14 protein-coding genes are annotated in these 10,967 nt (G+C 69.1%); 4 read left to right on the top strand and 10 right to left on the bottom strand.

Annotated features, from left to right (window positions below; all coding sequences use genetic code 11):
- Positions 1 to 22: 22 nt before the first annotated feature.
- From AB2U09_RS09465 to AB2U09_RS09435, 7 genes are all read right to left on the bottom strand, one after another.
- Entirely contained in the window at positions 23 to 793 is a 771-nt protein-coding gene (locus tag AB2U09_RS09465) for a sensor domain-containing protein (RefSeq protein ID WP_459192471.1), read from the bottom strand.
- Positions 794 to 896: 103 nt separating this feature from the next.
- Positions 897 to 1,241 (bottom strand): DUF7521 family protein, encoded by a 345-nt coding sequence (locus AB2U09_RS09460; RefSeq protein WP_459192470.1) that lies wholly within the window; start codon positions 1,239 to 1,241, stop codon positions 897 to 899.
- Positions 1,242 to 1,314: 73 nt separating this feature from the next.
- Entirely contained in the window at positions 1,315 to 1,626 is a 312-nt protein-coding gene (locus AB2U09_RS09455; protein WP_459192469.1) for a DUF7521 family protein, read from the bottom strand.
- Between the two features lie 26 nt (positions 1,627 to 1,652).
- Positions 1,653 to 2,012: a helix-turn-helix domain-containing protein gene (locus AB2U09_RS09450; RefSeq protein ID WP_459192468.1), complete on the bottom strand. Its 360-nt coding sequence runs from the start codon at positions 2,010 to 2,012 to the stop codon at positions 1,653 to 1,655.
- 73 nt (positions 2,013 to 2,085) lie between these two features.
- Positions 2,086 to 2,403, bottom strand: coding sequence for a hypothetical protein (locus AB2U09_RS09445; RefSeq protein ID WP_459192467.1), 318 nt, complete (start codon positions 2,401 to 2,403; stop codon positions 2,086 to 2,088).
- A gap of 97 nt (positions 2,404 to 2,500) precedes the next feature.
- Entirely contained in the window at positions 2,501 to 3,535 is a 1,035-nt protein-coding gene (locus AB2U09_RS09440) for a ferredoxin--NADP reductase (RefSeq protein WP_459192466.1), read from the bottom strand.
- 60 nt (positions 3,536 to 3,595) lie between these two features.
- A complete protein-coding gene (locus AB2U09_RS09435; RefSeq protein ID WP_459192465.1) occupies positions 3,596 to 4,231 on the bottom strand; it encodes a DsbA family oxidoreductase in 636 nt (211 codons plus the stop codon).
- 234 nt (positions 4,232 to 4,465) lie between these two features.
- Between AB2U09_RS09435 and AB2U09_RS09430 the strand changes: the two genes are divergently transcribed.
- The 3 genes from AB2U09_RS09430 to AB2U09_RS09420 all read left to right on the top strand — a co-directional run bounded on the left by AB2U09_RS09430 (position 4,466) and on the right by AB2U09_RS09420 (position 6,578).
- Entirely contained in the window at positions 4,466 to 5,191 is a 726-nt protein-coding gene (locus AB2U09_RS09430; protein WP_459192821.1) for a hypothetical protein, read from the top strand.
- Positions 5,192 to 5,261: 70 nt separating this feature from the next.
- The gene (locus tag AB2U09_RS09425; RefSeq protein WP_459192464.1) at positions 5,262 to 5,621 is read left to right on the top strand and encodes a hypothetical protein; all 360 of its coding nucleotides are present in this window, start codon (positions 5,262 to 5,264) and stop codon (positions 5,619 to 5,621) included.
- A gap of 75 nt (positions 5,622 to 5,696) precedes the next feature.
- On the top strand, positions 5,697 to 6,578 hold the full coding sequence (locus tag AB2U09_RS09420; protein ID WP_459192463.1) for an EamA family transporter: 882 nt from the start codon (positions 5,697 to 5,699) through the stop codon (positions 6,576 to 6,578).
- 19 nt (positions 6,579 to 6,597) lie between these two features.
- Here AB2U09_RS09420 and AB2U09_RS09415 read toward each other — a convergent pair whose 3' ends face one another.
- The gene (locus tag AB2U09_RS09415) at positions 6,598 to 6,765 is read right to left on the bottom strand and encodes a DUF7331 family protein (protein WP_459192462.1); all 168 of its coding nucleotides are present in this window, start codon (positions 6,763 to 6,765) and stop codon (positions 6,598 to 6,600) included.
- 157 nt (positions 6,766 to 6,922) lie between these two features.
- A complete protein-coding gene (locus AB2U09_RS09410; protein WP_459192461.1) occupies positions 6,923 to 7,174 on the bottom strand; it encodes a DUF5789 family protein in 252 nt (83 codons plus the stop codon).
- Positions 7,175 to 7,290: 116 nt separating this feature from the next.
- Between AB2U09_RS09410 and thiD the strand changes: the two genes are divergently transcribed.
- Positions 7,291 to 8,655 carry a bifunctional hydroxymethylpyrimidine kinase/phosphomethylpyrimidine kinase gene (gene thiD / locus AB2U09_RS09405; RefSeq protein WP_459192460.1) on the top strand — a complete coding sequence of 455 codons (1,365 nt, stop codon included), beginning with the start codon at positions 7,291 to 7,293 and terminating at the stop codon, positions 8,653 to 8,655.
- 38 nt (positions 8,656 to 8,693) lie between these two features.
- Here thiD and AB2U09_RS09400 read toward each other — a convergent pair whose 3' ends face one another.
- Positions 8,694 to 10,955 (bottom strand): hypothetical protein, encoded by a 2,262-nt coding sequence (locus tag AB2U09_RS09400; RefSeq protein WP_459192459.1) that lies wholly within the window; start codon positions 10,953 to 10,955, stop codon positions 8,694 to 8,696.
- Between the last annotated feature and the right edge of the window lie 12 nt (positions 10,956 to 10,967).

Below are 10,967 nucleotides of genomic sequence, written 5' to 3'. Positions count from 1 at the left end.
GCACCACGCCGACCCCCGAGCATCACACGTCGAGCGCTCTTCGGATCGTCGACCGGTCGGTGCCGCCCAGCAACAGCGAGGCGTACCAGCCGGCGACCCGCGCCGCGAAGTTGCAGACGTGCAGCGAGCAGATCACCGCGAACAGCCCGAACGCGGAGACCACGAGCGCCTCCGGGAGCGTCGTGACGTACCACGTCGTCACCCGGAAGGGGATGGTCAGGCCGATCTGCCACGTCTGCAGCGCGAACTCGATCGACGGGCTGGCGCTCATCTCACCGGAGAGCGGGTGGACGCCGACGTTGACGTCCTCGTAGTACAACGGGACGAACACCAGCGACAGTGAGATCGCCCCGACCGAGACGAGGAGGGTGAACGCGCCGATGCCGAGCGCGAGTTTGCTCACCAGGTAGACCAGCCCCTTCCAGGTCGAGAGGCTGGTGAAGACGTACTTCAGGTTAGCGAGAGGGGCAGACAGCGGCGGTTGCTCGGCGTCGCCGGCCGGCACGTCGACGACGAGGGCTCGATCGGCGACCCATCGTTCGAGCGCGGTCAGCTCTCGGGTGACGTACACCAGCACGACGATCAGGGCGATACCGACGAGGAGGATCGACAGCCCGACGCCCAGGGTGAATCCGACGGTGAACCCGACGAAGTAGATCATGCCGAGCGGGAACAGCGCCGAGAGGTACAGCAGGTTCGCGTACGTCTGGAGGCGGAAGGGCACGCGGAGGAACCGCCAGAGGAGCGCCCGCGGGCCGCCGGGGACCGGTGGGAGCGAAACCCGTCGACTCATTGGTGGCTTCTCGACCGCAGGTGTACTAAAACGATGGGTGATAGTGCAGGCAGGTAACAGCGACCATCGGTCTATCGAGAACTTCGATCGCCGGCGCTCCCGCTCACGCACCGGTCAGCGCGTAGAGGATCGAACTGAGTCCCGCGATCTCCAGCAGAGTCCAGGCGAGGACGGCGACGGCGTCGCTCGCGCCGAGCGGCCCGGCGAGGACCGACGTGACCACGAACGGGAGCGCGGTCACGAGGAAGATGCCGAGTCCGAGAAACAGCATCGGGCGGCTGTCGTTGCGCCGGTAGCCGCGGAACGCCTGGTAGGCGACGAACAGCCCCACGACGGCCGTCAGCGCACCGGCGAGCGTCGCCGGCGTGACGGTGATGACGGTCTGGAGTGCCCGCGGTCCCTCCGTGATCGCCCTCTCGGCGGCGATGGTGACCGAATCGCCGGTCATGACTCTCCCCCCTGCCGGGCGCCGATCGGCGTGGTCCTGGCGGTTGCGTCGTCGGTCCGTCGTGGGTGGCCGGTCATGGTTCTCCGTAGATGGCGTAGAGGATGCAGCCGAGGCCGAGCAGTTCGCTGACGGTTGTCGAGAGGAGGCGAACGGACTCGGGCGTCTCCGTGAACGTGGGGAGCAGGATGCGGAGGGCGATGGGACCGCCCGTCAGGAGGACGATGCCGACCGCGAGGAACAGCATCGCGCGGTCGCCGGTCCCGCGGTACCCCTTCAGCGCCTCGTAGGCGATCAACACCGAGAGCCCGGCGGCCACCGCGAGGCCGAGCAGCGCCACCGCGGCGACGACGGCGGACCCGCCGGTGACCGAGACTTGTGCCGGCACCGAGGCGAGGGCAGTCGCGATCTGTATCATGGTTCGGTCAGTCCCTCGAACAGGCGCGTGAACCGGTCGGCGGCGTCCACTTCGCGGCGCGAGACGTCGATCGTGTACTCGCCGTCTTCGATCTCGATGGTGACGCGCTCGACGCGCGTCTGGTAGGTCTTGTAGTGGTGGCCGTCCGGGTCCAGCTGCTGCTGTTCGACGATGAGGTCGTGGTCCCGTAGCTGTTCGATGCGGCGGTAGATCGTCGGTTCCGAGGCGTCACAGCGCTCGGCCAGCGCCGAGGCCGACAGCGGCTCCCGGCTCGACTCGACCAGGATCGCGCGGGCGTACTCGTCGTCGAGCAACGAGATCACACCCGCTTCTTCGGGATCCTGGCCCGCGCTCATCGCCCGACAGTTTTCCCGGGTAGATTATAAAAGGGACTACACGACTTCCGAGTCGGAAACCGTGTCCGGAGGGTTACGCGAGGCCGGTGACCCAGCCGACGGCCAGCACGAGTAACGCACCGGTGGAAACGGCGGGTAGCACGTAGAGATAAGCGGGCGCCGGCTCGTCTCCGTTGTGGATCTCGTCCGGATTTCGGTACATGTGCGCGGCGGCGGCGAGCGCGAACCCGCCGATCGCCGCGAGGCCCGCACCGAAGGTGGTCGCGGTCCCCGCGAACGCCGCCAGCGCGAAGTCGCCGACGTAGAGGGCGCCCATGAGGCCGACGACGTACGCGAACACGTCGGCGCGTCGGACCCGCTCGCTCGGGATCTGAGAGAGGGCAGTCGCCATACCGAGAGTTCTCGCTTCGCTCATGGGTTTCTTTCGGTCGGCACGCCGGTCCGCTGCTCACTCGCCGGTGCGCCGGTGGCTCGCCGCCCCGGCCGGGCTACCCGAACCCTTCGGCCTCGATGAACCTGTCGGGAACGCCGACGGACGCGGCGGCGTCGACGAGGCTGTGGACCATCGCGTTGAGGCCGCAGGCGTACACTTCCGCGTTGCCGGGATCGATGCGCTCGTCGACGCCGGAGTCGGGCGACTCGCCGAGCCACCGCTCCAGTTCGCGGCCGAGCGACGCCGTGACGGCCGCGTCGTCGACGTGTTTCACGAAGGCGTGCTGGACGTAGTCGGTCTCCCCGTCCCACTTCGAGAGGTACGGTTCGCGGCTGAGACATGGGACGAAGTGGAAGTTGTCGCGCTCGGCGGCGTACTCGCGGAACGCCTCTCGGTAGGGCAGGTCGTCCTCCCAGGCGGCACCGAGGAAGACCCACACGTCCCGTTGCTGGCCGTCGACCTCGTCCAGTCCCGTCTCGAAGACGTAGTCGGTCATGCCCTTCAGCGGCGCGACGCCGGTCCCGGTCGCGAGGAAGACCAGATCGCGCTTCGAAGGGTCGTCGAGGACGAGTTCGCCGCGGGGACCGCGCATCGTCACGCGGTCGCCGACCTGCAGATCCGCACAGAGCTGCGGGGAGAGGTCGCCGCCGGGGACCCGACGGACGCATATCTCGACGGTGTCGCTGGTGGGCGAACTGGCCAGCGAGTAGGCCCGCGACTCGCCGCAGTAGCGCAGCCCGACGTACTGGCCGGCCAGGTACTCGAAGGACTCGTCGGGTTCGAACTCGATGCGGGTGAGCATCGGGTGGGGGCGCTCGTAGCGCTCCCGCAGCGCGCCGCACCGGCGGGCGAAACTGTGGTAGCCGTCCGCCCGGAGTTCCTGGACGAGTTGGCCCCAGTCCTCGTAGTCCGAGACGGTGTCGTAGCGGTCGGCCAGGCCCGCCCGTTCGAACCAGTGGTCGACGGCCTCGCGGACCTCCGCGGTGCGGTCGCGGTCCATCGCCTCGGCCTCGACGACCGTCGCGGACTCCGTCACCAGCGGGAGATCCGAGATGCGGTCGTGCTTCGAGGCGTGCTCTCTGACGGTCATCGTTCCGTCGTGGGGCCGCGGAGGGTAAGTAGTGTGGGTCGGTGTCGCGTTTGCGCCCGTTCAGGTTCCTTCGACCAGTCGGCGCAGGTGCTCCGGCGGGACCGCGCCACGGGCCGCGTGCTCGTCGTAGATGAACATCGGAACCCCAGTGACGCCCTGCTGTCGTGCCTCGTCGAATCGCCGCTCGACCTCGCTGCGCCACTGTTCGTCCTCGACCGCCGCGCGAATCTCCTCGGGGTCGAGGCCGACCTCCTCAGCGAGGTCGGCGAGCACGTCGGCGTCCCCGATGTCGCGCTCGTCCTGCCAGAGCGCCTCGAAGATGGCCACGTCGAAGTCGAGCCACTGCTCGTAGGGGTAGTGTTCCTTGACGTAGAAGGAGGCGACCTGCGCGGGCAGCGAGTCCACCTCTCGCGAGAGGTCGAGGCTCATCTCGGCGCCGTACTCCTCCTGCAGGCGCTCGACGTTCTCCTTGGCCTGTTCGTAGTAGTCCTCGTCCTTGCCGTCGTCGACCGAGTGGTCGATAGATCCGTCGGGGTTGCGCTTGCCCGCCCGCAGATCGAATGGCTGCCAGTCGATCTCCAGTTCCTCGTCGCGCTCGGCCTGGTACTGCGAGAGCGACTCGCGGCCCAAGTAACAGAACGGACAGACGTAGTCGGAGTAGATACCGATTCGTTCGGCGGTCTCGGCGTCGCTCATGCGCCGGGCTAGCGACCGGACGCGGAAAAGGGGCGCGAACGCGAAAGCGGCCGTTCCGGACGATCTCGCCGGAAGTACAGGGCAGGCGATCCCGAAAGCGGTGCGGGCCCGGAGGGTCCGATAGTCAGGGAGTCGCACTACCCGCCGATATTTCCCCGACGAGTAGCTTTATTACGGCGATTCGACATGCCTACCCGTATGTCGACGACGACAATTCGGGGTACGGTCGGCGGGCTGGGTCGCCGGGCCAATCCGGCGTTCGCGGTGGCGGTGGTCTTCGTCCCGCTGGCGGCACTCGGGTACGCGCTGACGGTCGCATCGCTGCAGACACACACCTACGTTCACGTCATGGCCGGGCTGCTGTGGACGGGCATCGACATCTTCATGGGCGCCGTCCTCGGGCCGGTCGTCGGCGGCCTCGACGACGAGAAGAGCGCCGCGTTCTTCCAGCGGTTGACGCCCAAGACCTCGTTCCTGCTGCCGTCGCTCGCGTTCGTGACCATCGCGAGCGGACTCACGCTCGCGCAGAAAATCGGGATGTTTCCCCACGCCGAGCCGTGGCTGGCCATCTTCACGGCCGCGAACCTGATCCCGGTCCTGCTGCTGATCGGCTGGCGGCTCGACTGCTACGGCGACCGGCGGTGGCAGACCGTCTTCCTCGTCGCGACCGTCGGGTCGCTGACCTGGGTGGTGCTGACGATCAGCCAGTTCCAGATGACCGAACCCGCGGTGGTCGTCGCGCTCGTCATCGTCACGATCCTCTCGGTGCAGGGCTTCGGCTTCCTGATGCCCGGCGAGGTGCGGATGTACCTCGAGATGATCTCCGCGGATCCCGATCCGTCGGTCATCGCAGGGATCGGCAAGCAGAACGCCATGCTCGGGGGCCTCCAGGGGTTCTTCCAGCTCCTGCTCATCCTCGACATGGTCTACCTGCGATACGGCGGCATCCCGTGGCTCTGAGCGACGACGAGCGGGACTGACTACGTGCGGATTGCTTACTTTTTTGAGGTTTCGGGTTCTGACCTCGGGTATGGGACTCGTTACTGGATTCGTCACGTTCGTGGTCGGCGCGCTGGTCGGCGGGGTGGGCATCTACGTCGGCGCGGCGCTGATCGCGGGCGGCGAGAGCTACGAGAAGGCCGTCACGGCGGCGCTAATCGGGTCGGTCGTCTGGGCGGTCGTCGGGACGTTCGTCGGGTGGGTCCCGCTGCTCGGACCGATCCTCACCTTCGTCGCGTACCTCGGCGTGCTGAACGTCGCCTATCCCGGCGGCTGGGTCGAGGCGTTCGGGATCGCCGCGGTCGCCTGGCTGACGCTCGTCGTCGTCTTCGCCGTCCTCGGGCCGCTCGGCCTCGGGGTCTTCTCGGCCGTCGGCGTTCCCTGGGTGTGAGTTCGTCCCCGTGGTCGGCCGCCGCGTCTGCCCCAGAGAGGAAACCTCTTGGTCTCTCGGCGGGCACCTCCGGCCGTGTTCGGCCCGGAACCCGGACTGGTTTACGCGGTCGTGGCGGCGTTCGTCCTCGGCGTCTACCTGTTCTGTATCAAGCGGTACTTCAGCGAGTACCCGTCGACGGTGTACGTCACGCTGACGTTCGCGGCGTCGCTCGTCTGGTACTTGCCCATCGCCGCCGTGGCGAACGACGGCCCGTTCCTCCCCGACGGGTTCGGGACCCTCGGCGTCGCCATGTTCGTCCTCACCGTCGGCGGGTCGATCCTGGCATTCCTCGCCTCGTTCCGTGCCATCGCCGTCGGTGACGTCTCCTACGTCGCGCCGATCAGCAAGCTCGTCGCCGTCTTCGTCCTCCCGATCGAACTGGTCTTCCTCCACGAGGCCCTCTCCGGCCTCCAGATCGCCGGCGTCCTCGTCGCGACCGCCGCCGTGTACGTCGCCAACTACGAACCGGGGAAACTGATCGACCCCTTCGTGCGGGCTGCCAACTCCCGCCCGGCGCAGCTCGCGCTGGCGAGCGCCGCTATCTTCGGGATCGTGGACGTGGGCAAGCGCGTGCTGATGCAGGAACTGCAGGTGCCGCCGGAGTCGTTCAACCTCGTGCTGTTCGTCGCGGTCCCGCTCGCGCTCGCGCCGCTCGCCGTCCAGCGGCTCCCCGACGGCGTCCGCGACGACCTGCACCTCTTCGCCGGGGTCGGTCTCCTCATTGCGGTGGCCGAGCACTTCGTGATGCTCTCGTTCTCGAAGCTCTCTGCGAGCCTCGCCTCACCGATCATCAATACGCAGGCCGTCATCGCGGTCCTGCTCGGGGGCGTGCTCCTCGGCGAGGACGCCTTCCGCGTGCGACTCGTCGCCGCGGCGTTCGCCATCGCCGGCGTGACGATGATCACCGTCGGCTGAGAGTGGCGCCGCCGCGGGGCTACTCCGCCGGCCCGTCCGCGCGTACCTCCGCGAAGTCGATGGCGTAGCTGGCCTGTATCCAGGCGTTGGCGTTCTCCCGGTCGTAGAGCACCAGGTCGCCGTCGATGGTCTCGAAGGTCCCGCATCGATCCGCCGCGCTTCCCGGTCGCCGCTGCGTCTCGGACATCGTGAAGTTCGCTTTAGTTGCTATCGGTGACCGAGTTAAACCTTACCGTGGGTATGGTATCCATTCAATATATAGTATAAGGAGACCCGATCACTCGGGACAGCAGCGACTCGCCGTCCGCTGCCCATCCGGGCGTCGCCGCGACCGCTCGCCGTCCCTATCCCTCGCCTTCCGACTGGTACGGTTCGCCGACGGCTTCCCGCGGGAGGTCGTTCTGGACGGCGGTGTAGGCGTCGTCGGGCGAGTCGAAACGGTCGACGTTCGCGTCGGCGAGCAGGTCGCCGAGGTTGCGCTGCCCCTCGACCAGCTGGACCGTGACGTCCTCGCAGGCCGCGGCCAGTTCGTCGCGGTCGGCCGGGTAGTCGAACTCCTCGAGGTAGGTCTGCAGGTCGGCCAGTTCCAGTTCCATATCGGATCGCAGGGCCGGGAGACGTTTGTGCGTAGTTACCACGTGTCTGCGCGGAACGTACTCGATCCCCGTCGCCTCTCGCCACCGCTTTGGTGTCGGCGCGGAAACACCCGCACATGACACGACGGGAAGCACCGGTCGAACCGCCGGTCGTCCTCGCCATCGCGGGGAGCGACTCGGGCGGCGGCGCCGGCATCCAGGCCGATCTGAAGACCATCGAGGCCGGCGGCGGCTTCGGGACCACCGCGATCACGAGCGTCACCGCGCAGAACACGACGGGCGTCGAGAGCACGCACGTCCTCCCCACCGAGGAGATCGACGCCCAGTGCGAGGCGGTCTGTTCGGACCTCGACGTGGCCGCCGTCAAGACGGGTATGCTCGCCACCGCGGGGGTGGTCGAACTCGTCACCGAACGGGTCCGCGACCTCGACGCGCCGGCCGTGGTCGACCCGGTGATGGTCGCGGCGTCGGGCGACCGCCTGCTCGCCACCGAGGCCGAGTCGGCCTACGAGGACCTCCTCGCCGAGTCGACGCTCGTGACCCCGAACGCCGACGAAGCGGCGGTCCTGACCGACGTGACGCCCGAGAGCGAGGCCGAGGCCCGCGAGGCCGGCGAGCGACTCGTGGAGATGGGCGCCGACGCCGCGCTCGTCAAGGGCGGACACGTGCCCGGCGACGACGTGGTGGACGTGCTCGTCACGGGCGAACGGGTCGAGACCTTCCGCCACCCGCGGGTGGACACCGACGCCACGCACGGCTCCGGTTGCACGCTCTCCTCTGCGATCGCGACCCGACTGGCCCACGGCGACGACCTCGTGGACGCCGTCGGTGCGGGCATCGACCTGCTCGCGCGCGCCGTCCGCTACAACCTCGACGTGGGCGAGGGGGCCGGCGCCGTCCATCACACCGTCGAACTGCGCGACCGGGCCGCCCGCGACGAGACGGCGGAAGCCGTCGAAGGGATCGTGCAGTCGTTCGTCGACCGAGATATCGGCCCGCTGGTCCCCGAGGTGGGCGTCAACGTCGCGGGCGCGACGCCCTACGCCGAGCGCCCGGACGAGACCGCCGCCGTCGAGGGGCGGATCACCCGGACGCTGTCGGGCGCCCGGCCCAACCGCGGCGTCCGCTTCGGCGCGTCGACCCACGTCGCCCGCCTGCTGCTCGCCGCCCGAGAGCGTGACCCCGCACTCCGGTTCGCGGTGAACTGCCGGTACGACGACGAGGTCGCGGCCGCGCTGGAGAAACTCGACGGCCCCGTCGCCGAGTTCGGCGGCGACGAGTCCGCAGCGGACGGACGGGAGGGCACCATCGAACGAGGCGTCGAAGCCGCGTTCGACGCCGTCGAAGGGACGCCCTCGGCGCTCGTGAACCGCGGCGCGTACGGCGACGAACCGCTGGCGTTCGTGCTCGCCCGCCATCCCGACGCGCTGGTCGACCGGACGCTGACGCTGCTGGAAGCGGTCGAAGCCGTCGAAGAATAGCCCGCCACCGCTCGGTTATTTTGACGCTCGACGCTCGCTCAGTCCCGCCTGTGACCGAGGAGCGCCATCGTCGCGAGGACGGCAAGGAGCGCGGTCAGAGGTCCGAATCCGGGACCGAAGCCGGTGCTCCCGTCGCCGTTCCCACCGTCGCCGCCGTTCTGACCGTCGCCACTCGCACCGTTCCCGTTCGCGCCGCCGCCGGTCTGTCCGACGGTCACGGTCAGGGTGTCGGCATCGCCGACGGTGAACTCGTACTCGCCGCGGTCGAGGCGAGCGACGCCCGAGAGGGTCCGGTTCTCGCCGGAGCCCAGCGAGACCGTCCGGTCGATGATCGGCCCGTCGGGTCCGCGAACTGTGACGTTGCCGCGTGCGGGGACGGCGTGCGTGTTCGAGACGGTGGCGGTGAACGTCACCGCGCCGGGCGACGAGAGGCTGGTCCGGTTCGCCGCGAATCCGGTCACGGTCGTCGACGCGGGGTCGTGTACTTCCACGGTCACCTCGTCGCCTCCGACGGCGACCGTGTGCTCGCCGGTCTCGGTGAAGGTCCGCTCGAACGTGTGCGACGCGCGTTCGCCGGGGCGGACCGTTCCCGATTCGCTGTCGACGACCCGATCGTCGACGACGAACCGGGCCTCGTACTCGCCGGTGGCGTCACCGGTGTTCGCCGCGACACCGGTGACCCGCAGCGTCTCGCCGGCGAACAGCGCGGGGTCGGAGCGATCGAGGGTGGCGTTCCGGTAGGGGCCGGCCACGGCGAGCGCGTCGGCGTCGGTCGAGAGTCCGATCTCGATCCGGGCCGGCGTCGACCCGAACGCCTCGCGGTGGGCCGCTTTCGACCACAGATCCGGCGTCCGCTCGGTACTCGCGAAGGTGACGCCCGCCTGGCGGACCGACGGGTCGGCGACGGTCCCGACCGACTCGAATATCGCCCGGTGGTCGACCGCTCCCGGGTGGCCGTTCATGGCTGAGAAGACGGCCTGTAGCGACCGCGACTGGTCGGTCGCCAGCCGGATCCGTCGGTCGAGGTCGGCCGCGACGAGCCCGCCTTTCAGGTAGTTGGCGGCGTTGGCCCACGTCGACGGATCGCTGAGGACGGCGTCGGACTGCGGTCGGTTGGTCCCCTGGCGAAGCACGTCCCGGAACCCGTCGTAGTTCGCGTGACCCTGTTCCATCGCCAAAAGCGCCGCGTAGTAGGTGGCAAAGGCCTCGGTCATCCACCGTGCCGAGGCGTTCGCGTCGAAGTCCTGCCGGGTGTGGACGTACTCGTGGATCCACGTGTTCTCCGGGGTCGCGAGCGGTTCGGCGTCGCGCACCCACATGTCCCTGTCACCGTACTGCAGGCCGCGCACCCCCCACTCGACGCTCGTCGTCGGCGCGGCGAACGCGACCACGTCCTCGTCCCGGTCGCCGACACGGAGTTGGTCCGAGGAGGCCGCGAGCGTGTCGAGGATCGCTTCGGGCGACTCCTCGAGCGACGCGCGGTCCGGGACCACCAGCCGGAAGTGCTGGCCGTTGGCTCGCCGCTCGTGGGTCTCGACGCTGCCCATGTAGACGATCCACTGGCCGACGTGGCCCGGTCCCGCGGCGGTCGACTCACGGGAGATCCCGATCGGTTCCGCGCCGCGCCACGACCAGCTGGTCGGGATCGACGGCTTGCGGAACAGCGCCCACTCGCCGGCGTCGACGAAGAGGTAGCGCCCGCGGGCGCCTTCGGGACCGGCGAGGTCCCGCGTCTCGTTGACCCGCATCGTGAAGGTGATCCGCGGCTCCGTGGTGTTGCCGTCCCACTCGTAGACCGTTCCCTCGCCTCGCGAGAAGCCCTCCGTTCCGGTGACGGTCGCGTCTTCGGGGAGGCGCGGTTTCAGCGCCGCCACGCGCTCGGGGACCCGGTAGCGCTGGACGACGGTGATCTCGCCGCGCGTCTCCGGCGTCAGCCGGAACTCCTGGGCGGCCGTGATGTTCGCCGTCGCGGCGTCGAACACGTCGTCGGTGGCGACCGCCGAGGCACTCCCGCCCGCCTCGGTGACCGACGCGGTAGCCTCGGCGCTCGGTGCCCTGGGGCCGACGGTGTCAGCGGCAAAGGCCGCGTGTCCGCCGGCGAACGCACCGCTTTCCGCGGCGAATCTCCCGTGTCCACCGTCGGATCCGTTGCCCGCCGATGCGACCGCCGCGGTTTCAGCGACCGCTCCAGTGGATTCACCGTTCGTATCGGCAGCCACGACGCCCGATCCGGCGCCCGCGCCGGCGAGGACGAGAAGCGCGATCACGACGACGACTCGACGACCGCCTGCCCGTGTCATACCACGGATTGG

The sequence above is a fragment of the Halosimplex yunnanense genome (genome assembly GCF_054504345.1).
Note: the sequence above shows the minus strand (reverse complement) of the source record. Positions and strands in the feature narration are given on the sequence as shown.